Here is a 24,797-nt window from a genome sequence, read left to right on the forward strand (position 1 = left end):
CGCCCGAATGGCCACCGGAAACGGTCGTCGCGGACCGTCACCGGTGTAGGTTTCGCACAGAAGTCTCAGCATGTTTGTCGGGTCCCGCTGGTTGAGTTTTCGGCGCCGTGAGCACCGGGTTCGCCGGTGATCCGCCCGGTGACGGAGGAGTGAGCATGCCAATTGTGCACCACCGCAAGCCAAGTCTCTTGTCATATCCACTCTGGTTCGGTACGCGTGCCGTCCTGCGGCCCGTGATGTCGTGGTGGCCGCTGACCGAGCCGGGGATGTCGGGTCTCAAGATCATCGACAAATTGATGGCCGCAGGCCCCAAACCGCGCGGTGTGGTCCGCGAGTCGATGCGGCTCGCAGGCCGTCGAGTGGAGTTGATCATGCCGTCGGGCCCGTCGCGGCGCGACTCCGAGACCGCCGTCCTCTACTTGCACGGTGGAGCGTTCGTGGTCTGCGGGATCGGCTCGCACCGGCACGTCGCGGCGAAGATCTCCCAGCTCTACGAACTCCCGGTGTTCTCCCTCGACTATCGGCAGCTGCCCGAGGCCGGGGTGGGCACGTCGGTGTTCGATGCCGTGGCCGCGTACCGCGAGCTGATCACCGAGCGCGGTTATCGGCGTGTGGTGGTCGCGGGCGATTCGGCGGGCGGGTTCCTCGCCGCGAAGATCGTCGAGGCGGCTCGGCAGGAGGGCTTGCCCGCACCGGTGGCCGTCGTCGGTTTCTCGCCGCTGCTCGACCTCGACGTCGGCACCAACCCCGATCGGTCGAGCCGGTCGGACGCCTACATCCCGCAGACCAAGATGGCCGAGTTGGCGACGAAGCTCGAACGCGGTCCGCAGCCGCTGGTCGGTGTCCGCCGGGCGCAGGATCTGGTGGACGAGGCGTTCCCGCCGACCGTCATCGTGACCGCCGAGAGCGAGATGCTGGAGCCGGATGCCATCGAACTGGTGGAAATGCTCGACGAGGTGGGTGTCGAGGCACAGGTCCACAGTTACGCTTGGCAGGTACATGTGTTCCCGGTGATCCTCGCGGCGCATCCGGAGAGCACGGAGGCGATCGAGGCGACGGCGGAGTTCGTCGCGGACGTGATCCGAGAGGCGAAGGACGCTGACAGTCGAAAGGACCGGCGAGCCGGCTGAGCCCGCCGAAGACCAGCCCGCGCCGGCAGCTGCACCACCGGGGTCGGTGGACGCACGGTTCACTCTCGCGGCCGAGCGGACCATGCTGGCGTGGATCCGCACCGCGCTCGGATTCATCGCGGGCGGGGTCGCCATCGTCTACATCGCTCGTGGCCAGGTGGCCGATCCGGAACTCGAGGTGATTCTCGGGCTGCTGATGGTCGGCCTGGGCTGCACCATCGCCCTCGTGGGAGGGGCACGCTGGCGTCAGACCCAACGAGCGTTGCAGGGACTCGGCGAGATGCCGGGGGTGCGGTACGTCGCCTTCTTGGTCATTGCCATAGTGGTGATCGCCGTGGCAATCGCCGTGGTCGTCACGATCCAGGCCTGACCGGAGGTTTCGATGGGTTCCAACCCGAAGGCCGCCACCCAATCGGTGGCGGAGCTGTTCGCGATCGACACGCTGCTCGACGACGAGGAGCGGGCCATCGCGTCGACCGTACGGGACTTCGGCGCCAAACGGCTGCGGCCCCGGGTCGCGGAGTGGTTCGAGTCGGGCACGCTTCCGGTACGCGAGCTCGCCACCGAACTCGGCGAACTCGGAGTCCTGGGCATGCACCTCGAGGGGTACGGCTGCGCGCACACCTCGGCCACCGCCTACGGGCTGGCCTGCCTGGAACTCGAGGCCGTCGACAGCGGACTCCGTAGCTTCGTCTCGGTTCAGGGCTCACTCGCGATGTACGCGATCCGGGCATTCGGCAGCGAGGAGCAGCGCGGCGAGTGGCTGCCGCGGATGGCGACGGGCGAGGCCATCGGGTGCTTCGGGCTCACCGAACCCGATTTCGGTTCCAATCCCGCCGGTATGCGGACCGTGGCCAAGCGCGACGGCGACGACTGGGTGCTCAACGGCACCAAGATGTGGATCACCAACGGCAGCGTCGCCGACGTCGCGGTCGTGTGGGCGCGGACCGACCTCGACGAGGGTGCACGCGCCATCCGGGGGTTCGTGGTTCCGACCGACACCCCGGGCTTCCGCGCCAACGAGATCGGACACAAGATGTCGCTGCGGGCGTCCGTGACCGCCGAACTGGTCCTCGAGGACGTGCGCCTGCCCGCGGATGCGCTGATGCCCGGCGTCGAAGGTCTGCGTGGACCGCTGAGCTGCTTGAACGAGGCGCGCTTCGGAATCGTGTTCGGCTCCGTCGGTGCCGCGCGCGACTGCCTGGAGACGGCCATCGCCTATGCCGCCGACCGCGAGGTCTTCGACAAGCCGCTCGGCGGATATCAGATCACCCAGGTGAAGCTGGCCGACATGGCGCTGGAACTGGGCAAGGCCCAGCTGCTCGCCCTGCATCTCGGGCGGCGCAAGGATGCCGGCGGTATCCGGCCCGAGCAGATCAGCCTCGGCAAACTCAACAATGTGCGTGAGGCCATCGCCATCGCGCGGGAATGCCGAACCATCCTGGGCGCCAACGGCATCACGCTCGAGTATCCGGTCATCCGCCACGCGAACAACCTGGAGTCGGTGCTCACCTACGAGGGCACCAGCGAGATGCATCAGCTGATGATCGGCAAGGCGCTGACCGGAGAGGACGCATTCCGTTGATGAACAACGACTTTCAGCGAGGCGCCCAGGCGCTGTCACGTGGCATCACGATCTGCGGATCGGCGATTCTCGTGGTCTGCGTCGCGCTGCTGACCGTGAGCTGGTGGCGCGATGGCCGCTGGGTGTGGGTCGTCATCGGCATCGCCGTCATCCTCGTCAACATCGTGTACGTGACGTTGCAGTTCCGTCGTAAGCCCACGGCTCCGCCGGTCGTCGACGACGACAAGGACTGAGCCGCACACGATCTCGATACGCCTCCTCGGCTGGCGCCTCGGCCGCTACTCGATCAGCGGGAAGTGGTGCCTCGGACGTTACTCGATCAGCGGGAAGTGGTGCCTCGGGCGTTACTCGATCAGCCGGAAGTGGCGCCTCGGGTGCTACTCGATCAGCGGGAAGTGGTGCCTTGGACGCTACCCGATCAGCGTGGGGTTCTGACGCTGGTTGAGTAGCGGCGTACGAGCGCAGCGAGTCCGCCGCGTATCGAAACCCGGACTCACGCTGCAGGTTCGGCTCCGAACTGGGTGCGATACAACTCGGCGTAGCGGCCGCCGCGGGCCAACAGTGATGCGTGATCCCCGTGTTCGACGATCCGGCCGTCCTCGAGGACGACGATCTGATCGGCCGCGCGGATCGTGGACAGCCGGTGGGCGATGACGATCGAGGTGCGGCCCTCGAGAGCTTCGGCGAGTGCTTCCTGCACGGCCGCCTCCGACGTCGAATCCAGGTGTGCGGTGGCCTCGTCGAGAATCACCACCGCAGGATGGGCGAGCAACAGCCGGGCGATGGTGAGCCGCTGACGTTCTCCGCCGGAGAGTCGGTAGCCGCGCTCGCCGACGACGGTGTCGAGTCCGTCCGGCAGTGACCGCACCAGGTCGTCGATGCGGGCGCGCCGCAACGCATCCCAGATCTGTGGCTCGTCGGCCTCCGGTGCCGCGAGCAACAGGTTGGCGCGCACGGTGTCGTGGAACAGGTGGCCGTCCTGGGTGACGAGACCGACGGTGCGGTGGATGTCGTCGGCACGCAGGTCCCGGACGTCGACGCCGTTGAGGCGAACCGCCCCGGAATCCGCGTCGTACAGCCGCGTGGCGAGGTTGGCGATGGTCGACTTGCCCGCGCCGGAGGATCCGACGAGCGCGATCATGCTGCCCGCGGGGACCTCGAAGTCGATGTCGTGCAACACCGTCGAACCGCCTCGATTGTCCAGTTGCGCAACTTCTTCCAGGGACGCGAGGGATACCTTGTCGGCCGACGGGTAGCCGAAGCTCACGTCGTCGAACCGGACTGTGACAGGGCCGGTGGGCAGATCCTGCGCGTCGTCGCGGTCGGCGATCAGCGGCGTCAGGTCGAGTACCTCGAAGACCCGCTCGAAACTGACCAGCGCGCTCATGATCTCGACGCGTGCGTTGGCCAGCGCGGTCAGCGGTGCGTACATCCGCGTGAGCAACAGGGCGAGCGAGACGACCGCACCCGCGGTCAGATGGTCGGAGACGGCGAGCCAGCCGCCCAGCCCGTAGACGAGGGCGAGCGCCAGAGCGGACACCAGGGTGAGTGCGGTCATGAACCACGTCTGGAGCATGGCGCGACGAACTCCGATGTCGCGCACGCGATCCGCGCGCGACGCGAACTCGGCCGATTCGGTGGCGGGCCGGCCGAAGAGCTTGATGAGGGTCGCGCCCGGTGCAGAGAAACGTTCGGTCATCTGGGTGGACATGCGGGCGTTGTACTCGGCGGCCTCACGGGAGAGGGCCGCCATGCGGGACCCCATGCGGCGGGCGGGCACCACGAAGATCGGCAGCAGCACGAGCGCGAGAAGTGTCACCTGCCAACTGATCGCGATCATCACCCCGAGGGTGAGTGCGAGCGTGACGATATTGGAGACGACCCCGGAAAGGGTGTCGCTGAACGCCCGTTGCGCGCCGATGACGTCGTTGTTGAGGCGACTCACCAATGCGCCGGTGCGGGTACGCGTGAAGAAGGCCACCGGCATGCGCTGCACATGGTCGAACACCGCACGGCGCAGGTCGTAGATGAGTCCTTCGCCGATATTCGACGAGAACCATCGTGTGAGGATCGCGGCGCCGGCCTCGACGACTGCGATGACGGCGATCACCACCGCGAGTCCGGCTATGGCCCCGCCGGAGCCGTGGCCGGTGATGAGGTTGACCACCCGGCCGGCGAGCAGCGGGGTCACCACGGTCAGCAGGGCCGTCAGGACCGACAGCACGAGGAAGGCCGCGATGCGGCGCCGATGGGGGCGGGCGAAGCCGAGGATGCGCCGGAGAGTCGACCGGCGATCGGCGCGGGTGCGCAGGTCCGTCGGCGACATCATCGTCTTGTAGATGGCCTCGTTGGCGACCGATTCCATACTCATGACATGAACGGTAGAACCTCAAGTCACGTTGAAGTCCACCGCGTGAGATGCGATCACTCGCTGTTCGCCCGGTCTGAGTACGTTGGAGGCAACACAGTGATCGATCGTGAACAAGCACAAGCGAGGTAGCAGTGGCACCCCTGAAGCTCGGTTTCAAGGCATCGGCAGAACAGTTCGACCCGCGCGAGCTGGTGGAGATCGCGGTCGCGGCGGAGGAGCACGGGATGGATTCGGTCGCGGTCAGCGACCACTTCCAGCCGTGGCGGCACAACGGCGGCCACGCACCGTTCTCGCTGGCCTGGATGGCCGCGGTCGGTGAGCGCACCAAGCGCGTGCAGATCGGCACCTCGGTGCTGACCCCGACCTTCCGCTACAACCCGGCCGTCATCGCGCAGGCCTTCGCGACCATGGGCTGCCTCTACCCGGGCCGGATCATGCTCGGCGTGGGCACCGGGGAGGCGCTCAACGAATACGCCACCGGTTTCCAGGGTGAGTGGCCCGAATTCAAGGAGCGGTTCGCCCGCCTGCGCGAGTCCGTGCGCCTGATGCGCGAATTGTGGTCCGGCGAGGAAGTCGACTTCGACGGTGAGTACTACAAGACGCAGGGCGCGTACATGTACGACGTCCCCGAGCAACAGATCCCCATCTACATCGCCGCGGGCGGACCGGTCGTCGCACGCTATGCAGGCCGCGCAGGCGACGGCTTCATCTGCACCTCCGGCAAGGGCCCCGAGTTGTACACGGAGAAGCTGATCCCGGCGGTCAAGGAGGGGGCCGAGAAGGCCGATCGCGACTACGACGCCATCGACAAGATGATCGAGATCAAGATCTCCTACGATCGCGATCCGGCACTAGCCCTGGAGAACACGCGCTTCTGGGCGCCCCTGTCGCTGACGCCGGAACAGAAGCACAGCGTGAACTCGTCGACGGAGATGGAACGGCTCGCCGACGAGATCCCGATCGAGCAGGTCGCCAACCGCTGGATCGTCGCGTCGGACCCGGACGAGGCCGTCGAGAAGATCAAGTTCTACACCGATGCCGGACTCAATCACCTGGTGTTCCACGCGCCCGGCCACGACCAGCGACGTTTCCTCGACTACTTCCAGAAGGATCTGGAGCCGCGCCTGCGGAAACTGACCGTCGGATAGCGGTTTCCGCATCGAATCCACCCGGGTTCGGACCTATCAGAACCCGGGTCGTGCTCGGTAGACTCGGTCACGGGCGGGGTCCCTCCGGGCAGCGAGGTCCGGTCTCGTCGTCGAGATCGAGGAGTGAACCGATGCGCAGAATCACCGTCGCCGTCGCGGCACTGTCGGTCGCCGGTGCCGCAGCCGGAGTGACGGTCGCCGTCGCGGGTACGCCGTCCACCGCGTCACCTCAGAGCGCGACCGTCGCCGTTCAGCCGGTGCCCGTCGCCTCGGGATCCTGTGGGCGCTTCGAGGGCACGGGTCCGGCGCCCGGCTGCAGCTACCGGGTAACCACGGGCGGTCTGCGGGTCGAACTCCGCAACACCGCGCCGGTGCCCATCCGATGCACGCTCGGGCCACACGACGCACAGAAGAACACCACGGCCACCGATCTCGGCCCGGCCGGGCGGGGCGTCCTCTCCTGGCCGCTCTCCGGCACTCTGCCGCGGGTCTTCGAGATCGATTGCCGCAGTACGATTCCGGCGGTGGGGCGGGTCGCGCGCCACACGGTGCTGACGGTGTCGGGACAGGACCGGTCGACGACGTCGCGGCACTCGCCGCCGAGTTCGAAGCGGACCACCACGTCGAAGTCCACACCTCCGAAGTCCACCACCCCGAAGTCCACACCGTCGACGACCACGCCTGCGCCGACGATCACCACCACCACGTCGCGTCCGTCGACCCCCACGCGGCCGTCGCCGCCCACCGGAACGACGACCACCACGACCCCGCCGGTCGTCACGACGACAACCACCACGACTCCGGTGCGCTGAGCGAACCACGGCATTCCGTTACGGTATTCAGTCATGGATCGTGACCGGATGGTGGATGTCGGCGTTGCCCTGGTGTCACGCTTCGGGGCGAAGGCGCTGAGCCTGACGTCGGTCGCGCGGCAGGCCGGTGTCGCCCGGGCCACCGCGTATCGCATGTTCGGCGGACGGGATGCGCTGGTCGCGGCCATCGTCGAGCGCGAGGTGACCGTGCTGAGCGCGAAGCTACGCGAGTGGGCCGATTCGGCTCCCGACGCGGCGGGCAAGGTGCGGGCGCAGGTCCTGAACGTGTTGCCCTACATCCGGGAACACGCGGCGCTTCAGTATGTGCTGCGGCACGAACCCGAGGAGATCGTCCGTGCCCTCGTCGCCACCGAACAGGGCGGCGGTGCACTGATCCAGCAGATCACCGAACGCACCACACCCGACATCGAACCCGAGGTCGCCGCGCAGTTGTATCCGGATGCGCAACGCGCCGCGGAGTTCCTGGTGCGGACGGTCTATTCACTCATGCTGATACCGGACAGCAGCATGTCCGACGAGGATGTCGCCGACCTGATCGTGCGGGCCGTCATCCGCTGACGCTCCGCCGGATCCCGCGAACGACCCGGCATCAGTAGGCTGAGGCCCATGGCCGCAGACACACCGTCGTCGAACTGCATCTACCTGGCGTCCGCAGAGGGTGACACCGGCAAATCGACCGTCGCGCTTGGGTTGCTGGCCTTGCTGTCGGCCACCGGTGGCCGCATCGGCGTGTTCCGCCCCATCTCGCGTGCGGCGGCGGGGGAGCGCGACTACATCCTCGACCTGCTCGTCGAGCACGACTCGGTGGACATCCCCTACGAGGACTGCATCGGGGTGACCTACGACCAGGTGCATGCCGACCCCGAGGCCGCGATCAGTGAGATCGTCGACCGTTTCCATGCCGTCGAGGCCCGATGCGACACGGTGCTGATCGTCGGTTCCGACTACACCGACGTCGGCAATCCGTCCGAGCTGAGCTTCAACGCGCGCATCGCCGCGAACCTGTCGGCCCCGATCATCCTGGCCATCAAGGGCGCCGACCGCACCCCGGCCGAACTGAAGGGGCTCGCCGAACTCCTCGTCGCCGAGATCTCCAGCGCCCACGCCACCACGGTCGCCATCATCGTGAATCGTTGCGCGCCGGAGCAACTGATCCCGATCCGGCAGTCGGTGGAACGTATCGGCATCCCCACATGGTGTCTGCCCGAGGACCCGGTGCTGTTCGCGCCGACGATGGCGGAGCTGAAGGAAGCGCTCGGTGCCGAGATGTACAGCGGCGACGAGGAACTGCTCGACCGCGAGGCGCTCACCGTCATGGTCGGCGGCATGACCGTCGAGCACATCCTGGAACGTCTCACCGACGGCACGGTGGTGATCGCGCCCGCCGACCGCTCCGACGTCCTGCTGGCGCTGGTGAACGCCAATACCGCACAGGGCTTTCCGCGTCTGACCGGCATCATCCTGAACGGTGGACTGCATCCGCATCCGATGATCGAGGCGCTCGTCGACGGCCTCAAGCCGACCCTGCCGATCATCTCCTGTGACTACGGCACCTACGAGACCGCGCGTATCGCCGCGCACACCCGCGGGCGGGTCGGCGTCGAGTCGGCGCGCAAGATCGATGCCGCCATCGCGCTCGTCGAGGAACAACTCGACGCCGCGACGGTCCTGAAGATTCTCGACGTCCACCACCCGTCGGTGGTCACCCCGCAGATGTTCGAATACGGCCTGATCACCCGCGCGCGGTCGGTCCCCAGACGGATCGTTCTGCCCGAGGGCGAGGAGGACCGCATCCTCCGTGCGACCCAACGGCTGCTCCGACGCAGCGTCGCGCAACTCACGCTGCTCGGCAACGAAGACGTGATCCGTACGCGCGCAAAGGAACTCGGTACGGACCTGGAAGGTGTCGACATCATCGACCCGAACACCTCCGCGTACCGGGAGGAGTTCGCGGCGCTGTATACCGAACTCCGCAAGCACAAGGGCATGGACATGGACCGCGCCGTCGAGGTCATGCGCGACGTCTCGTACTTCGGCACCATGATGGTGCAGCGGGGCCTCGCCGACGGCATGGTGTCGGGATCGGTGCACACCACCGCACACACGATCCGGCCGGCCTTCGAGATCATCAAGACCAAGCCGGGCGTGTCCACGGTGTCGAGTGTGTTCTTCATGTGTCTCGCCGATCGTGTACTGACATATGGGGATTGCGCGATCGTGCCCGACCCGACGGCCGAACAGCTCGCGGACATCGCGATCTCGTCGGCGCACACCGCCGATCAATTCGACATCGATCCCCGGGTCGCGATGCTCTCGTACTCCACCGGGCAGTCGGGCACCGGCGCCGACGTGGACAAGGTGCGGATCGCCACCGACCTGGTGCGGGAGCGGGCGCCGGAGATCCTGGTGGAGGGGCCGATCCAGTACGACGCCGCGGTGGAGCCGACGGTCGCTGCGACGAAGATGCCGGATTCCCCGGTTGCGGGACAGGCGACGGTGCTGATCTTCCCGGACCTCAACACCGGCAACAACACCTACAAGGCCGTGCAGCGCAGCGCAGGCGCGATCGCGATCGGCCCGGTGCTCCAGGGATTGAACAAGCCGATCAACGACCTGTCCCGCGGTGCGCTGGTCTCCGACATCGTGAACACCGTCGCCATCACCGCCATCCAGGCGCAGACCGAGGATGGTGCGGGCATATGAGTGATGCCGCGGCCGGGGCGGTTCTCGTCCTCAACGCCGGATCGTCGTCGCTGAAATATCAACTGGTGCATCCGGAAAGCGGCGTGGTGGTCGCCGACGGCATCGCCGAACGCATCGGCGATCACGGATCCTCGATCACCCATGAGCAGGGCGGTGTCGAGACCATCGTCGAGATTCCGCTGCCCGATCACCTGGTGGCCTTCGAGGAGGCGCAGAAGCTCTTCGCCGCCAACGGAATCGACCTTGCCACCGCCGGACTCCTGGCGGTCGGTAACCGGGTGGTGCACGGCGGCCGGACCTTCTACCGGCCGACGATCATCACCCGCGAGGTGATCTCCGAGATCCGCCGTATCTCCGACCTCGCCCCGTTGCACAACCCGGCGAATCTGATGGGTATCGAGGCCGCCCGGGAACTGCTGCCCGACGTGCCCGCGGTCGCCGTCTTCGACACGGCGTTCTTCCACAACCTGCCCGACTCGTCCGCGCTGTACGCGATCGACCGGGGCATCGCGACCCTGCATGCGATCCGTCGCTACGGTTTTCACGGGATCAGCCACCGATATGTCTCCGGCAAGGTCGCCGAATTCCTCGACGTCCCACTCGAAGACCTGAATCAGATCGTGCTGCACCTGGGCAACGGCGCGTCGGCCTCGGCGATCGTCGGCGGGCACCCCATCGACACCTCCATGGGCATGACGCCGATGGAAGGACTGGTGATGGGTACCCGCTGCGGCGACATCGATCCCGGGATCCTGCTGCAACTCCACCGCGTGGTGAAACTCAGCGCGGATCAGATCGATACGTTGCTCAACAAGCAGTCCGGACTCAAGGGATTGTGCGGGGAGAACGACTTCCGCACGATCATGGAGATGATCGAGGCGGGTGACCGTAATGCGCGCCAGGCCTATGCGGTCTATCTGCACGGGCTCCGCCGCTATATCGGTGCTTACATGATCGAACTCAAACGGGTGGACACCATCACCTTCACCGCCGGGGTCGGTGAGAACGCGGTGGCCGTGCGCGCCGACTCGCTCGAGGGGCTCGAGGACTACGGCATCATCATCGACCCGGAACGAAATGCCGTGCGCACCAAGGAACCCCGGATTATCTCGGCCGACGAGTCGAAGATCAAGGTGCTGGTGGTGCCGACCAAGGAGGAATTGGAGATCGCCCGTTTGTCGGCGGAAGTCGTGACCTAGTACTTGATGTCGTTAATGTCCGCCTTGGATTCACAAACCCTGTTTCCACTCACCAGTGGTACTTGTGCGCGCACAAAAGAACGTCATATCGTGAGTTGGCCAAAATAAATGCCCGTACTTCGCATAGCGTGTCACCGGGGTCGGGACCGCACACATGAAGGGATGTTTCATGGACGACGGAGTAACGGTGCGTGCAACGGAGGTGAGTTCGCCATCCTCGGTGGCGAAACTGGGGGCCGAATTATTCGGCACATTCTGGCTGGTCTTCGGCGGGTGCGGATCCGCGATCTTCGCCGCCAAACAGATCAGACAAGCCGACGACACCGGTATGTCCTTCCAGATGGGCATCGGATTCCTCGGTGTCGCATTGGCTTTCGGCCTCACGGTGGTCACGATGGCGTACGCCGTCGGGCACATCTCCGGAGGACATTTCAACCCGGCGATCACCCTCGGCGCGGCCGTGAGCGGCAGACTGCCGTGGAAGGACGTCATCGGCTATTGGATCGCGCAGGTCGTCGGAGGCCTGCTCGCCGGTCTGCTGCTGCTGTTGATCGCGAAGGGCAAGGCAGGATTCAAGGCCGAGGGCAACATGGCGGCCAACGGCTACGGTGAGCATTCGCCCTCCGGCTACTCCCTGACCGCCGTCATCGTCGCGGAGATCCTGCTGACGGCGTTCTTCCTGATCGTCGTGCTCGGTGCCACCGACGGGCGTGCGCCCGCCGGCTTCGGTCCGCTCGCGATCGGCTTGTCGCTCACCTTGATCCACCTCATCTCCATCCCGATCAGCAACACGTCGGTCAATCCGGCCCGGTCGACCGCCGTCGCATTCTTCAACGGCAACGGCGCGCCCGGACAGCTCTGGGTGTTCTGGCTTGCCCCGTTGATCGGCGGTCTCATCGGCGGACTCATCTATCCGCTGCTCTTCGAGAACGGGAAGCTCGCCTTCGGCGCCCGCACCGCCAATTGATCGATATCCCGTTTTCGGGACTGACACCCGGCTGAACGGCTCGGACCGCATAACGTCACGGCCATGGTGAGCGACGAACAACTGATTGCGAATCTGGTCTTCCGCTATGCGGATCTGATGGACGACGGCGATTTCGCGGGCGCGTCCGAACTGTTCACCCGGGCGGTCGTCCCCATGCCCGGTGGGGATCTCGATCATCAGGCCCTCCGCGCGATGTGGGAGGGCCTGGTGATCATCCACCCCGACGGCACACCACGGACGGTGCACCAGACCACCAACCTGGCGATCGAGATCGACGACGACGGAGCGGGTGCTCGCTGCCGGTCCCGGTTCACGGTGCTGCAGCAGACCGACGATCTGCCGCTGCAGGTCATCTGTTCGGGGCGGTACGACGATCGCTTCGCGAAATTCGACGGGGTCTGGCACTTCGTCTCGCGGCGGTACGCCATGGGATTCATCGGGGATGTGTCGCAACACATGCGCTCGGGTGGGGTGGGTGCCCGTACTGTCGAATGAGGGGCCGCTGGGCGAGGAGGTGCTTGATGACGCAACCCGATCCGTATCGGGAGCCGTTCTTGCCCGGCCAGATCTACCCGCCTCTCGGATTCGCGCCGGACGGCACGCCCCGATTCCAGCCGGGACAGCAAGGTGTTCCGCAGTCGCCGCCCCACTTGTCGCCCGGTGCACCCGCTCCCGGCGATGAGCCGGAGCCGGACCGCCGACGCACCGCACGGTCGGAGCGCCGCCTCGTCGGCATCCTGGGCGTGGCGGCGCTGCTGGCGCTGGTGCTGGTGGCGGTGACCGTCGGCAGGGCCATGCAGACCGAGGAACAGATCCCCGACGCCCAGCAGGTCCCGACGATCGTCCCGCTGCCGGAGGGACCGCCGGAGCAGCCGGGTTTCCCCACCGACGATCCGGACGTGCCCCGTGGTGGCGCCCCGGCACCCGATCAGGTGCCGTCGAGCGGCAAGCCGGTCGAGTACGAGGTCATCACCAGCACCCCGGCGACGATCATCTATGCCGACGACACCGGCCTGCGGACGGTGATCGGTGCACCGACGACCTGGTCGGCTCGTTTCACCGGTTCGGGGATGCCGTTGCGCGTGCTGGTCCTGGCGGGTGAGGGCACGGCGTCGTGCCGGATCTCGGTCGGTGGTCGGCAGGTGGTGAGCGACGAGATCACCGCCGCCTCGCCGCGCCGGATGCTGTCCTGCCGCGGATGAGTGGTCGATCGGGTGTGTGGAGCCCAGCCCAGGTCGCTACCGTAGACCTGTGAGTTCTTCTCAGACAGCCCCGGAGAACCCGTCCGCCGACGCGCCGTCGGGCGACGTCAAGACGATGCTGACGTGGCGCGGGGTCGACGCCGACCGCCTCGAACAGGTCCGATTGCACGTGTCGGGCGCCCGGATCAAGGCGTACGGCCGGATCATCGCGGCGGCCACCGACGACCACGAGGCCTTCTCCGCGTCGTACGAACTCGTCACCAACGATGCGGGTGTGACGCGCAGATTGTCGGTGCATCTGGTGCGGGCCAGCGGCGAATCGCAGATCACCATCACGCGTGACGGCGAACACAACTGGCTGGTGCAGACCCCCGGCGCGGGCACGGTACGCGGCGACTATCAGGGGGCCGAGAACGTGGACCTGGCGTTGTCGCCGATGTTCAACGCGCTGCCCATCCGGCGCCTCGGCCTGCACGGCGGCTCCGGCTCGGTCGAGGTGCCCGTGGTGTACCTGTACCTGCCGGAGGCCAAGGTTGAGGCCGCCACCATGCGGTACTCCGCGGGTGACGACGCCGTCGGTGTGGTGTCACCGCTCGGCTCGGCGCACCTGACCGTCGACGACAACGGCTTCGTCGTCGACTATTCCGGCCTGGCCCACCGCGTCTGATCTGCGCGTCTCAGCCCAGCCAGACACGGGCCTGATGTGCCTGGCGACGCAATTCCTCGGCCCAGCCCGGGTCACCGATGCGCACGCCTGTGATCGGCTGCGGTTCGGTGCCCGCGATCTCCTCGTAGGCCAGTCGTGCGCGATGCCCGTCGTTGATCGCCACCTCGACCGTTCCGTGATCGCGGAGTTCGTCGCGTGCCTGGATCAGGCGGTCGATGGTCTCGCTGAGGACGTTCAGGAGGGCGATGTCGTTGGCCTCAAGCATGGCGCGCTGCAATGCCGGGTTGCTGCCCGCGACGCGTGTCCCGTCCCGGAAGCTGCCGGCCGCCAGCCGTAATGCGAGGTCACTCTCCCCGGCGCCGACCGTCGCGGTCACCGCCGCCGTCAGGTGCGGCAGATGGGAGATCGCCGCGACCGCCCGATCGTGTGCGTCGGCGGCCGCGGGCACGACATTCGCACCGACGAGCCGGGCCAGCGCGGCGACCCGCAACCAGTCCCCGGGATCGGTGTCGTCCTCGGTGGTGACCATCCACATCGCATCCCGGAACAGCGTGGGATCGGTTGCCGCCCAACCGGACTGAGTGGTACCTGCCATCGGGTGCCCGCCCACGTAGCGTTGCCGGGGCGCGAGGCGGCGCACCGCCTCCGCGACGGCCTGCTTGACGCTCACCACGTCGGTGAGCAGGCAGTCGGGTGCATGCTCCGCGATCGTCGGGAGCAGAGTGTCGAGAGTCGTCGCAGGAGTCGCGAACACGATGAGCGCGTCGTCGTCGGCCGCGCGCCGCAACGTCGCGACCAGATCCGTGGAGGCGTCGAAGCCATCGGCCCGCGCCGCCTCGGCGCCCTCGGGGGAGCGGTTGTAGCCGTACACCGCGGAGCCGTCGGAGTCGTGGTCGGCGAGAGCCCGCATCAGGGAGCCGCCGATCAGGCCGAGGCCCAGGACGCAGACGGGGCGGGGGTCGGCAGCGGCCGGCGAGGCAGTCACGTATCCAGAGTTCCACACCGTGTGCGGTGACGGTTGCGTGCCCACGCCGCAGGACTTGGGCGGTCGGACGATTGCGACTACGGTGACCTGCATGGCAGCAGGTGGCGGCGCAGGTGCATCGCGTGGTTCGCACAACCAGGACGTCAACGATGACATCGAGGGCTTCGCGGTCGCCGTAGTCCGGGAGGACACCGCCTGGAAGGTGACCGCGCTCAAGCCGTCTGCGCTGTTCGATCTGTCCGACGCCGAACGTCAGCTCCGCGAACTCCGGGCGACCGGCGCGGTCTTCGGCCTGCTCGACGTCGACGACGAATTCTTCATCGTCCTCCGTCCCGGACCATCGGGTACACAGCTGCTCGTCTCCGATGCCACGGCGGGCGTCGACTACGACATCGCGGCCGACGCACTGGAGGCGATGAACGTCGACGTCCCGGATTTCGATCCCGACGAACTCGACGACATCGACCCCTGGGAGGAGGGCGATCTCGCCGTCCTCGCCGACCTGGGGCTGCCGGACGCCGTGATGAGCATCATCGTCGGTGACACCGACCTGTACGCCGACGAACAAATCGGCATGATCGCCGCACGGCTCGGATTCGCCGACGAACTGTCGAAGGTGCTCGACACCATCGGTCACTGAGCACGCGCATGGGTGCCGAGCAGCTGCAGGTGCGCTGGGAATCGATGATGCGTTTCGCCCTCGACGCGGCCCGCACCACCGATCCCGCCGACGTGCCGATCGGTGCCGTGGTCTTCGATCCCGGGGGCGTGGAGATCGCTCGCGCCACCAATCGCCGCGAAGCCGACGGTGACCCCACCGCGCACGCCGAGATCCTCGCGCTGCGCGCCGCCGCCGCGAACTTCGGCGACGGCTGGCGCCTGCCCGGCTGCACCATCGCGGTGACCGTCGAACCCTGCACCATGTGCGCGGGCGCCATTACGCTGTCGCGCATCGACGAGCTGATCTTCGGTGCCTGGGAGCCCAAGACGGGCGCCGTCGGCTCCCTGTGGGACGTGGTCCGCGACCCGCGATTGAGTCATCGCCCACAGGTCCGCGGGGGAATACTCGACACCGAGTGCCGTGACCTGCTGCTCGAGTTCTTCGGGGTCCGGCGCGAAAGCTGAGCGGTGGCCGATAACCGCAGTTCATGGCAACGTGGAGGTCGTCGGGGGTCCGGAGACGACGTCTTCGAACTACTCCATCTTCAGAAAGGTGATGTTCCATGGGAATCAGCGACGATGCCAAGAACAAGGCCGAAGAACTCAAGGGACGCGGCAAGGAAGCTGCCGGCGGACTGACCAACAACGACGAGCTCCGCAACGAGGGCAAGGGCGAGCAGGGCGTCGCCCAGGGCAAGCAGAAGATCAGCGAAGCTGCCGACGCCGTCAAGGGCAAGGTCGACGACATCAAGGACAAGCTGTCCGGCAACTGATTGCCCCGCTGCACCGATGAACGTCCATTGAACGGCCGCTGACCAGTCAATTTAGGCCAGGCGCCGGACTGCGGTACAGTCTTCCGCGGTGGCGTGTCCGAGCGGCCGAAGGTGCAGCACTCGAAATGCTGTGTGCGGTAACCCCGTACCGAGGGTTCAAATCCCTCCGCCACCGCAGCGAATGGCCCCTTGTCTTCCGAGACAGGGGGCCATTCTCGTGTTCCGGGTGTCGACGAACGCTCCGCCGAACGAATGACATGGCATGGCAGCGGGCGCGACCTGCTGGATAATCTCCGACCATGACCATCGGTCCACCCGGCCCGGGTGGCTTTCCCGGCCCTCCGCCCCATCGACCTCAGCAGGTGCCCGCGCCGCCATTTGCTCAGCGGATGCCCGGCGCACCGGTTGTCCCTCCGCATCCGTCCGTCGGAGCGCCTACGGGGACGGCACCGCCCCACCCTCCACTCGCGGGACCACCTGCGCCGCGGCGATCGCTGAAGGCGCCACTCATCGCACTGGGGATCGGCGGCTTTGCTCTGGTCGTCGCAGTGATCGCCGGCCTGCTCGTCCCGATATCGACCGACGGCACCAATACCGCACCTGCCTCCGTCGTTGCGCGTAACCGTCTGTACACCGCACAGGTGGCCCTGTCGGGGGCGCCGGCGCAGCAGTATCGCGGCACGGTCACCTCGCAGGCCGGTCTCGCGAATATCGACCTGAAGGTCTCGAACGAGGGAGATGCGACCGGCACGGTCAAGGTCCATGGCCGGTCGTTCGACTACCTGGCCGCGGGCGGACACTCATTCCTCAAAGGTCCCCCCGACGGATGGGTCGGTCTTGGCTTCACGCCCAAGCAGGCGGCGGGCTTCAACAATCGGTGGACCCGCATCACGCCGGACCTGTTCGGCATCGACTTCGGCACCGACCTGGCACCTCGCGTCCTTGCCGGACGCCTCGATCCCAACTACCACGATGATTCCGGCGAGGTCACTCTCGGAAAACCGGTGCCGGTCAATGGTATTGACGCCATACCGGCCCGCAGCGGCCAGGTGACCACCTACTTGGGTCCCAGCACGCGCCCCGCAAACGCGCCCGACGATCCGGTGGTGCCCGCGTCGTCGGGTGACGAGCCGGACGACGAGCCCGAAGAGCCCCTCGATCTCGACGACCTCGGACCTGTCGCCAATGGCAACGACGAGGTCGTCCGGATCGACGCGAACGGGGTGGGCGAGCGCAACGACACGTCCTTCGACCTTGGTGTCGAGCCTGCCGATCGCGATGCACTCTACGAAGCCCTGGAGGCTGCGGCCGCCGCTGCCGCGGGCGATGCCTCTGACTCTGCGGTCACTCTTCGGGCCCGAGGCAACGGTGTGTTGGGGCCTTGCACGCCGACCACTTGCACGTTGACGTACACGTTGTCGAATCAGGTCGACGTCACCGGGAAAGTCGTGATTCGATCGGTGACGGCAGCGATTCGAATCTCGATGACATTGGATGGAGCGCCACTCCCGGGGTGCGAAGCCAACGTCACGATGCCTCCGAACAGTGCTGCCCCTCCGGTCGTCTGCACGGTCAATTACACGATTTCGCCAGGCCGTCACCAGGTTCGAGCGACGGTCGTTTCCCGCGTCCGGCTTGACGCTTCCATTGTCCGCGAGGTGGTCGACTCGATCACCCGGAATCGAACGATCAAACCGAAAGACTTCCAGGCTCCAGATCCGGGGATCAGCGACAAGCTGAGCGTGCAGCGACAGGGGCGTCATCTGGTGGTTCCAGGTCAGAAGCCGGATGACAACTACAAAGGCGGCGGATATCTCACGTCTCTCGACGATGCCAAGAAGGTCCTCGAAGCGTATAAATCGGGGAAAGCCGAGATTCTCGGATACGGGGGCAATCCACCCAGCCCCGTCGTTCGGGTCCGTTCGGTGACTGGTTTTAACAACAATTCAGATAAAGGAATCAGGGACCAGCCAACTAACGTCTTTAGAATTAAAGGAACGAGAAGCCCTAGTGTTGTTCCGATGAATCCGAACTGGGAGCCCCGCTAGCAATGGGAAAAGCGCATGAAGCAGACATCTATTATCAGAGCATTCTGGATGAGATGAAGTCAGGCAACTTTGCTCTGGTTGTGAGTGAAGCGCTGGACGAGCGCACGGTCTTTGATTCGGTATCGCTGGTGGGGCTACTGCCCACCCTCTCGCCGGCCGACCGTGTAGTCCTTTTGGCAGAGTTGGCGAGCCAGCTTGAAGTGGCGCCGAGCGATTCAAACTTCGTGCCCGGAATAACGGCCACCGTCTATGATTGGGTTAGGCACCCTGAGCCTGGGGTGCGGGCGGCTGCTGTACGTCTCGCCCGATTTGCCGACCCGGATCATGCGCGCGCCAGTCGACAGCTCGAAGCAATCGCAGAATCCGACGTTGAGCTTGCGTCGCTGGCCACCGAGCAGATTGCCCTGTTGCGTTCGATTCGTCATCAGTACATGATCACTATTCAGACGAAGCAGGCGCTCCTCGGGCTAGTTGACGATCGAATCAATGCGGTTGAAGTCGTTAGTAGGCAAATTGATTCGCGAGACGTAGCGGTCAATGTTGTTGTTTGGACTTCCGAATCGCTATTGCCGAACGGTGAAATGTCCGAGGAATTCGCCGACTACGTTGATGAGGCGTGTAGTTCTGCGGGTGATTATCCGGTTGTTGAGGTTGAATACCGAATAGGATGGCCTCAGGCCGTCACCCGCCGTACCGTGTATCTTAAATGGCGCACCGGCGAATACCCGCCGCTTCTAGATTACTGGTGTCGAATACCAGCTGCGAGAGAGACCTCGCGGTATCAGTATTATCCGGTCTGTAGTGCGACAATCACCGCCGCGCTACGCGGCGCGATAACGGAACAGTGGGACATGGTCGACCTATTCTTAGGCAGCACCGACGGAATAGTCGTAGATGTCTATTTAGATGCTCCTGCATCCTCGGGCGCTGAAGACGGCTTCCGGATCTTCCGTGAGGCAGTCGATAGCATTCCTAGCGATATGCCGATCCGTATCAATAGGAATCAAACGTCTGATTCATCACCGTTTGGTGAGAATGTTATCCGTATCTTCAAGCGGGGTGACCCCAACTTCGTTTTCGAGGATAATTGATATCGACGTTGGTGTTGAGGTATCGCTGTGAATGAAGAAGCATCCTCGATACAGCAGCAGTACATGATAGTGCTTCAAACAGGCCAGGCGCTCCTTGGTTTGATTGATCACCGCATCAATTCCGTAGAGGCTTCCAGTCGGCCAACCTACTCCGACTATGTAGACGTAGATGTGGTCGTCTGGGCCGCAACGACCCTATCCTCTGACGAAGAGATAGTTGAGGAACTGGGTCCCTATATCGACGAAAGATGTATGTCGATAGGCAACTATGCGAGAGTCTCGGTCGAATTTCAGATAGGTTGGCCCGAGGTTGTTACCGAGCGATGCGTATACCTGAAACATCGGGACGGTCAATTCCCGCCTCCTCTCGAAACTTGGTGCATCTTTCCTGATAAGATGATTACGACCAAACATCAGTATTTTCCGATCTGCAGCTCCGCGGTGACCGCCGCTTTGCGCGGTGTGATAACCGAGCAGTGGGACTTGGTCTTGCTTGACCTGGAGGGGTCGGAGGGCATTGTGATCGAAGTATACTTGAATGCGCCTTCCACTCCCGAGACGGAAGCTGGTTACCGAATGTTCTGTGAAACAGTCCAACATATTCCGAGTGAAATGACCGTGCGAATTAATCGCCATGCCGGCCCACGTTCGGTGCCCGTATCTGATAACTATATTTATATATTCGAGCGCGCACAATAGCGGTGATTGAATAGTGAAAAATCGAACCAATGGTCCTCGTGAGATAGCTGCTTATCGCAGCGATATCGTGCACAGGGTTCGTGGTGGCGAGTTGCCTGCTGTGGTGCGGCAGGCGCTGGCGCCTCACGGCACGTTCGATGCGGTATCGCTTGTGATGGTGTTTTCGGGGCTGTCCACTGGTGAACAGGTGGCCGTTCTTGAGGAGTTGGCCACACAACTCGAAGAGGCACCCAGTGACGAGAACTATGTTCCGGGCCTGACATCGACGTTCTATGAATGGTGTAGGCATATCGATCCGTATGTGCGTAAGGCAGCTGTTCGGTTGAGACGGTTCCTCGATCCGAACCCGTACGCGCTGGTCGGCAACTCAGTGCGGTTGCGCGCTCAATGGACTTGACCGTGTCAGTGCTCGCCCGCGAGCAAGGGGGCCTGCTGCTTTCGGATCGTCTTCAATACTGAGTAACCACGACGACGCTTCAAGGTCTGTTGGCTGTGGTAGATGACCGCATTAATGCTGTTGAGGCAGTCGGCCGAGAGTCGGCCGACCGCGCGTGGGCCGACATTAGTGCGACTGTGTGGTCATCAGAGCCGCTGTCTCCCGGCGAGGAAATCGTCACAGAGCTTGCCGGCTACATCAACGACGCTGGTATGTTGATCGAAAATTATGATGGGGCAGTCGACGTCAACTTCCGGGTTGGCCGACCAGACGTGATCTCCGGGCGTTGCGTCTATCTGAATCGCCATGCTGGCCAGTCGATTCCGCAGCTTGAACAGTGGTGTCGAATACCGAAGAAGGCGGGCACACGCTGGTTTCACTACTACCTCGCTTGCCTCTCCTCCGTGGGTTCGGCACTTCGGGGGGTGATCACCAGGCAATGGGACCTGGTGGTGCTGGATCTGGATAATTCGGACGTCATCTATGTTGACGCGTGCCTTGACGCGGACCCGGATGCCGATACGGAGGCGAGCTACCGTGACTTCGTCGAAGCGGTAGCCCGCATCCCTACCGACACGCCGATTGAGGTCAGGCGACATACCGACCCACCGCCTGCGCAGGGGGACAGCTCGTCTTCGGTGTCTTCAATCGTGTCGATCCGGAGAAGGAGTGAGTCGTTGAGGAGTACTGGAGGCGATCCGCATGTGTACTGACGAGCATACGACTGAGATCGACCGCGCAGCCGTCAGCTGATGAACAAGGACCGAGCCTCGGGTCGTAGCAGCTCCTCTATCTGATCCCAGGGCACGGTGACGGGAAGGTAGTCGCCGAGGGCATGGGCGACGGGGACGTAAACGTGGAGCCCCTCGGGTAGGGGGAGCCATGCGCGGAAGTTGTCCGGTGTGGGCGCCACCTCGCCGATGCGGGCGTCGAGCTTGGTGACGGTTTCGGACAGTCGGCGTGCTGCGGCCGCGGGATCGGTGAACGCGTCGTCGAAGGTGATGGGTTTCGCGTCGTCGACGCGGATGACGACCGTGTTCACGATGTTGCTGGGATGGGCGGCGGCCATCGTGTACGCGGAGATGATCGCGACGCCTGCGACGATCCGTGGGCCGGGTGTGGTCACGCGACTGCGTTCGTCCCCGAGGAGTCCGCCATCACGGAGCGTGGTCTCCTCGGTCGCCCCAGTGACGATCTGATCCACGCCGGCAGTGATCGCCGCGTTGAACGCATCGCGGGCGGCCGCCGGGCCGGTGGTGATCGCAGGCAGGCCGAGATCGAGCGATACCGGGCCACGCTTCTCGGTGATCTGTGCTGTGGCCCACTGGAATTCGGCCGTCTGTCGGGTCGTTGTGGAGTGCACCGTGGTCTTCGTGCCGGAATCCGGGGAAGTCGGGGCAGGTTCAATGTCCTCCGGTCCGCACCCGACGACGAGCAGCGAGCCCAGCAGGACAGAACTCACGAATGCGACCGCGCGGTGCCGGATCATGCAGTGAAGGGTAGTCGTCCGCGACGCGGCATCCCGGAGAATCACTCCGCAGCCGTCCGCCGAACCGTATACAGCGAGGTTCAGGCGTCCACCAGACTGCGGCGTACCGCTGCCCGGACATCGGCATCCGAATCGCCGGCCGCCCGCTCGAGGGCGTCCCGTACCAGCGGATCGTCGGACCACGCCGCGAGTGTGACGGCAGCAGCCTTCCGGACATCGCCGTGTGCGTCGCCGAGGGCCTGCGCGAGGGTGTCGACGGTGCGTGCGGTGCGCGCCACGGCCAGACCGCGGGCTGCACCCACCCGCACCTGCCATGCGGTGTCCTTGAGCGCCTTCACCAGCGTCGGTTCGTCGCGGTCCGCGTCACCGAGCACGGCCAGAGCTGCGAGTGCCGCGGCCCGCACGAGCGGATCACGGTCGACGGCCAACGCGCGCACCGCATCGGACTCACCGCGCGCGACGCGTGCCAGGCCGTCGGCCACCGCTACCCGGACCTCCCGGTTCGGGTCGTCCGCAAGGGCGGCAATGCCCTCTGGCGCATCGAGTGAGACGAGACCCCGAATGGCCTCGATCCGGACACGGTGATCGGTGTCGGCGGTCGCCGCACCGAAGTCCTCGACCGCGCCGATGCGCAGGCTACGTAGCAGATCCAGCACAGCCGCGCGCACCACGTGATCCGGGGATGACAGGTGTCGGCGCAGCCCGTCCGACAACACGTCCGACGCCGTGAGAATCTCCACCAGCTCACGCAGTCCCTCGGCCGCGGCACGACGGACATCGGGATCCTCGTCGCCCAGACGATCGACGACCACCGGTTCGAAGCCGTCCGGCGTGTTCTCGGTCAGCACCGAGATCGCGGTGCGCCGCACCACCGGGTCGGCATCCGACAGGTAGCCGGACACATCGTCGGCGTGGTCCACCGGCATGCTCAGCAGCGACACGATCCGTGGCGACACCTGCGCCGCGGGGGCGTCGGCAGCCCTGCGCTCCCGCTCGGGACTCTCCATGCCCCGGTAACCGGGGCCGGTGGTGACCTCCGGTTGTTCGACGGCGATGACCGAGCGATCCGACGGCGGAAGATGTTCCAGCCCCGGTACATCCACGAAGTAGGGCTCCACCGGCCGGCCGAGGAACTCCATCGAGCCGTCGGCAGCCTTGCGCACATTGAGGTGATAGCCCCATTCACCGTCGCGGCGTTCGGGCAGATCGGCGCGATCGTGATAGAGGCCCCAACGGCTTTCGGTGCGGGTGAGCGAGCTGCGAGCGGCCAACTCGGCACAATCACGGATGAAGGAGACCTCCGCACACCGCATCAGTTCGTGCGGCGTGCGACCACTCATGCCGGCGATCTCCTCACGCATCCGCTCGAAGGTCTCGATCGCGATGCCCAGCTTGTTCCCGGTCTTCGGCGGTGCCACATAGTCATTGACGAATCGGCGGAGCTTGTACTCCACCTGCGGTTGCGGTGGACCGTCCGGATTGCGCAGCGGCCGATAGATCAGGTCGTGCGCCTCCTGCAGCTGATCGAGCGGTAGGTCGTCGGGTGCCTCGAGTTCCTTCGCGCTGTTGCTGGCGTGCTGACCGGTCAGCTCGCCGTAGACGAAGGCGCCGATCATGTAGTTATGCGGCACGCAGGCAAGGTCCCCTGCCGCATAAAGTCCGTCGACGGTGGTGCGTCCGTTCTCGTCAACCCAGACGCCGGATGCGGAATGCCCACTGCACAAACCGATTTCCGAGATGTGCATCTCGATGTCGTGCGTGCGGTAGTCGTGTCCCCGGTTCTCGTGGAAGGTGCCGCGCGTCGGGCGCTCGGTGGTGTGCAGGATCGATTCGAGGGCGTCGAGTGTCTCCTCGGGCAGATGACTGACCTTCAGATAGATGGGTCCACGTGCCGACTCGATCTCGGAGTGCACCTCGGACATCATGTCGCCGGACCAGTAGTCGGAGTCGACGAATCGTTCGCCGTCGGCATTGACCTGATAGCCGCCAAAGGGATTCGCGACGTACGCACACGCCGGACCGTTGTAATCCTTGATCAGCGGGTTGATCTGGAAGCATTCGATGCCACTGAGTTCGGCGCCCGCGTGGAACGCCATCGAATAGCCGTCACCGGCGTTGGTCGGATTCTCGTAGGTGCCGTACAGATATCCGGACGCGGGCAGCCCGAGCCGGCCGCAGGGCCCGGTGGCCAGAATGACGGTCTTCGCCGCGATCTCGACGAATTCCCCTGTCCGGGTGTGTAATGCGGCGGCGCCGACGGCCCGTCCGTTCTCGGTGAGGACGCGGACGGGCATCAACCGGTTCTCGATGGTGATGTGCTCGCGCATCTCCTTCTTGCGGAGTACCCGGTAGAGCGACTTCTTGACGTCCTTGCCTTCCGGCATCGGGAGCACATAGGAACCGGACCGGTGGACGCGCCGCACCGCGTATTCGCCGTACTCGTCCTTTTCGAACTTCACGCCGTAGCGCTCCAGCCGTCCGATCATGGCGAAGCCGCGGGTTGCCGTCTGGTACACGGTCTTCTGATTGACGATGCCGTCGTTGGCCCGGGTGATCTCCGCGACGTAATCCTCGGGTTCTGCCTTGCCGGGGATCACGGCGTTGTTCACGCCGTCCATCCCCATGGCGAGGGCGCCGGAATGCCGGACGTGAGCCTTGTCCAGCAGCAGAACCGAGGCGCCGTTCTCGCCGGCGGTGAGTGCGGCCATGGTGCCCGCGGTGCCGCCACCGATCACCAGGACGTCGCAGGACAATCTGCTCCGCTCCGCGATGTCCGGGATCTGCATGTCG

Annotated in this window: 26 protein-coding genes and 1 tRNA gene; 21 read left to right on the forward strand and 6 right to left on the reverse strand. The window is 65.2% G+C overall.

Going from position 1 to position 24,797, the window contains the following annotated elements; genetic code table 11:
* Window positions 1-155 precede the first annotated feature (155 nt).
* From AC4JJG_RS12035 to AC4JJG_RS12050, 4 genes are read left to right on the forward strand one after another with little or no spacing between them, the layout of a single operon-like run.
* Window positions 156-1,130, forward strand: coding sequence for an alpha/beta hydrolase (locus tag AC4JJG_RS12035; protein ID WP_495401633.1), 975 nt, complete (start codon window positions 156-158; stop codon window positions 1,128-1,130).
* 46 nt (window positions 1,131-1,176) lie between these two features.
* On the forward strand, window positions 1,177-1,500 hold the full coding sequence (locus AC4JJG_RS12040; protein WP_495401632.1) for a YidH family protein: 324 nt from the start codon (window positions 1,177-1,179) through the stop codon (window positions 1,498-1,500).
* Between the two features lie 12 nt (window positions 1,501-1,512).
* Window positions 1,513-2,715 carry an acyl-CoA dehydrogenase family protein gene (locus AC4JJG_RS12045; protein ID WP_495401631.1) on the forward strand — a complete coding sequence of 401 codons (1,203 nt, stop codon included), beginning with the start codon at window positions 1,513-1,515 and terminating at the stop codon, window positions 2,713-2,715.
* Window positions 2,715-2,948 carry a hypothetical protein gene (locus tag AC4JJG_RS12050; protein ID WP_495401630.1) on the forward strand — a complete coding sequence of 78 codons (234 nt, stop codon included), beginning with the start codon at window positions 2,715-2,717 and terminating at the stop codon, window positions 2,946-2,948. The genes AC4JJG_RS12045 and AC4JJG_RS12050 overlap by 1 nt, the downstream gene beginning before the upstream one ends.
* 260 nt (window positions 2,949-3,208) lie before the next feature.
* Here the strand turns inward: AC4JJG_RS12050 and AC4JJG_RS12055 are convergent, their stop codons facing one another.
* Window positions 3,209-5,086, reverse strand: coding sequence for an ABC transporter ATP-binding protein (locus tag AC4JJG_RS12055; RefSeq protein ID WP_495401629.1), 1,878 nt, complete (start codon window positions 5,084-5,086; stop codon window positions 3,209-3,211).
* Between the two features lie 131 nt (window positions 5,087-5,217).
* On the opposite strand from AC4JJG_RS12055, the gene fgd reads away from it, so the two are divergent.
* Window positions 5,218-6,234 carry a glucose-6-phosphate dehydrogenase (coenzyme-F420) gene (gene fgd / locus AC4JJG_RS12060; RefSeq protein ID WP_495401628.1) on the forward strand — a complete coding sequence of 339 codons (1,017 nt, stop codon included), beginning with the start codon at window positions 5,218-5,220 and terminating at the stop codon, window positions 6,232-6,234.
* Window positions 6,235-6,301: 67 nt separating this feature from the next.
* Here fgd and AC4JJG_RS12065 read toward each other — a convergent pair whose 3' ends face one another.
* Together AC4JJG_RS12065 and AC4JJG_RS12070 are read right to left on the reverse strand one after the other, a co-directional pair.
* The gene (locus tag AC4JJG_RS12065) at window positions 6,302-6,454 is read right to left on the reverse strand and encodes a hypothetical protein (RefSeq protein ID WP_495401627.1); all 153 of its coding nucleotides are present in this window, start codon (window positions 6,452-6,454) and stop codon (window positions 6,302-6,304) included.
* Between the two features lie 99 nt (window positions 6,455-6,553).
* Window positions 6,554-7,060 carry a hypothetical protein gene (locus tag AC4JJG_RS12070; protein WP_495401626.1) on the reverse strand — a complete coding sequence of 169 codons (507 nt, stop codon included), beginning with the start codon at window positions 7,058-7,060 and terminating at the stop codon, window positions 6,554-6,556.
* A gap of 19 nt (window positions 7,061-7,079) precedes the next feature.
* Between AC4JJG_RS12070 and AC4JJG_RS12075 the strand changes: the two genes are divergently transcribed.
* From AC4JJG_RS12075 to AC4JJG_RS12105, 7 genes are all read left to right on the forward strand, one after another.
* A complete protein-coding gene (locus AC4JJG_RS12075) occupies window positions 7,080-7,625 on the forward strand; it encodes a TetR/AcrR family transcriptional regulator (protein ID WP_495401625.1) in 546 nt (181 codons plus the stop codon).
* Window positions 7,626-7,673: 48 nt separating this feature from the next.
* Complete coding sequence (pta, locus tag AC4JJG_RS12080; protein ID WP_495401624.1) at window positions 7,674-9,770, forward strand: phosphate acetyltransferase; 2,097 nt, start codon at window positions 7,674-7,676, stop codon at window positions 9,768-9,770.
* Window positions 9,767-10,969 (forward strand): acetate kinase, encoded by a 1,203-nt coding sequence (locus AC4JJG_RS12085; protein ID WP_495401623.1) that lies wholly within the window; start codon window positions 9,767-9,769, stop codon window positions 10,967-10,969. Before pta ends, AC4JJG_RS12085 begins: the two co-directional genes overlap by 4 nt.
* A 169-nt stretch (window positions 10,970-11,138) precedes the next feature.
* Window positions 11,139-11,936 (forward strand): aquaporin Z, encoded by a 798-nt coding sequence (aqpZ, locus tag AC4JJG_RS12090; RefSeq protein ID WP_495401622.1) that lies wholly within the window; start codon window positions 11,139-11,141, stop codon window positions 11,934-11,936.
* 63 nt (window positions 11,937-11,999) lie between these two features.
* On the forward strand, window positions 12,000-12,452 hold the full coding sequence (locus AC4JJG_RS12095; RefSeq protein ID WP_495401621.1) for a nuclear transport factor 2 family protein: 453 nt from the start codon (window positions 12,000-12,002) through the stop codon (window positions 12,450-12,452).
* A 26-nt stretch (window positions 12,453-12,478) separates the two neighbouring features.
* A complete protein-coding gene (locus AC4JJG_RS12100) occupies window positions 12,479-13,159 on the forward strand; it encodes a hypothetical protein (protein WP_495401620.1) in 681 nt (226 codons plus the stop codon).
* Window positions 13,160-13,208: 49 nt separating this feature from the next.
* On the forward strand, window positions 13,209-13,826 hold the full coding sequence (locus tag AC4JJG_RS12105) for a putative glycolipid-binding domain-containing protein (RefSeq protein WP_495401619.1): 618 nt from the start codon (window positions 13,209-13,211) through the stop codon (window positions 13,824-13,826).
* 10 nt (window positions 13,827-13,836) lie between these two features.
* On the opposite strand, the gene AC4JJG_RS12110 is transcribed toward AC4JJG_RS12105, so the two are convergent.
* Window positions 13,837-14,811, reverse strand: a complete 975-nt coding sequence (locus tag AC4JJG_RS12110; protein WP_495401618.1) for a prephenate dehydrogenase — start codon at window positions 14,809-14,811, stop codon at window positions 13,837-13,839.
* Between the two features lie 91 nt (window positions 14,812-14,902).
* Between AC4JJG_RS12110 and AC4JJG_RS12115 the strand changes: the two genes are divergently transcribed.
* The 9 genes from AC4JJG_RS12115 to AC4JJG_RS12155 all read left to right on the forward strand — a co-directional run bounded on the left by AC4JJG_RS12115 (window position 14,903) and on the right by AC4JJG_RS12155 (window position 21,231).
* Window positions 14,903-15,451: a tRNA adenosine deaminase-associated protein gene (locus tag AC4JJG_RS12115; protein ID WP_495401617.1), complete on the forward strand. Its 549-nt coding sequence runs from the start codon at window positions 14,903-14,905 to the stop codon at window positions 15,449-15,451.
* A gap of 8 nt (window positions 15,452-15,459) precedes the next feature.
* A complete protein-coding gene (locus tag AC4JJG_RS12120) occupies window positions 15,460-15,936 on the forward strand; it encodes a nucleoside deaminase (protein WP_495401616.1) in 477 nt (158 codons plus the stop codon).
* A gap of 98 nt (window positions 15,937-16,034) precedes the next feature.
* The gene (locus AC4JJG_RS12125) at window positions 16,035-16,244 is read left to right on the forward strand and encodes a CsbD family protein (protein WP_495401615.1); all 210 of its coding nucleotides are present in this window, start codon (window positions 16,035-16,037) and stop codon (window positions 16,242-16,244) included.
* Window positions 16,245-16,331: 87 nt separating this feature from the next.
* Window positions 16,332-16,419: transfer RNA gene (locus AC4JJG_RS12130), tRNA-Ser, on the forward strand.
* A gap of 373 nt (window positions 16,420-16,792) precedes the next feature.
* Window positions 16,793-18,292 carry a hypothetical protein gene (locus tag AC4JJG_RS12135; protein WP_495401614.1) on the forward strand — a complete coding sequence of 500 codons (1,500 nt, stop codon included), beginning with the start codon at window positions 16,793-16,795 and terminating at the stop codon, window positions 18,290-18,292.
* Between the two features lie 2 nt (window positions 18,293-18,294).
* The gene (locus tag AC4JJG_RS12140; protein ID WP_495401613.1) at window positions 18,295-19,383 is read left to right on the forward strand and encodes a hypothetical protein; all 1,089 of its coding nucleotides are present in this window, start codon (window positions 18,295-18,297) and stop codon (window positions 19,381-19,383) included.
* Between the two features lie 27 nt (window positions 19,384-19,410).
* A complete protein-coding gene (locus tag AC4JJG_RS12145) occupies window positions 19,411-20,082 on the forward strand; it encodes a hypothetical protein (RefSeq protein WP_495401612.1) in 672 nt (223 codons plus the stop codon).
* A 13-nt stretch (window positions 20,083-20,095) separates the two neighbouring features.
* Entirely contained in the window at window positions 20,096-20,479 is a 384-nt protein-coding gene (locus AC4JJG_RS12150; RefSeq protein WP_495401611.1) for a hypothetical protein, read from the forward strand.
* 95 nt (window positions 20,480-20,574) lie between these two features.
* Window positions 20,575-21,231: a hypothetical protein gene (locus tag AC4JJG_RS12155; RefSeq protein ID WP_495401610.1), complete on the forward strand. Its 657-nt coding sequence runs from the start codon at window positions 20,575-20,577 to the stop codon at window positions 21,229-21,231.
* Between the two features lie 32 nt (window positions 21,232-21,263).
* On the opposite strand, the gene AC4JJG_RS12160 is transcribed toward AC4JJG_RS12155, so the two are convergent.
* The gene (locus AC4JJG_RS12160; RefSeq protein WP_495401609.1) at window positions 21,264-22,007 is read right to left on the reverse strand and encodes a hypothetical protein; all 744 of its coding nucleotides are present in this window, start codon (window positions 22,005-22,007) and stop codon (window positions 21,264-21,266) included.
* 80 nt (window positions 22,008-22,087) lie between these two features.
* Window positions 22,088-24,793: a fumarate reductase/succinate dehydrogenase flavoprotein subunit gene (locus AC4JJG_RS12165; RefSeq protein ID WP_495401690.1), complete on the reverse strand. Its 2,706-nt coding sequence runs from the start codon at window positions 24,791-24,793 to the stop codon at window positions 22,088-22,090.
* Between the last annotated feature and the right edge of the window lie 4 nt (window positions 24,794-24,797).

It is taken from the genome of Gordonia sp. B8661-1 (assembly GCF_059427765.1).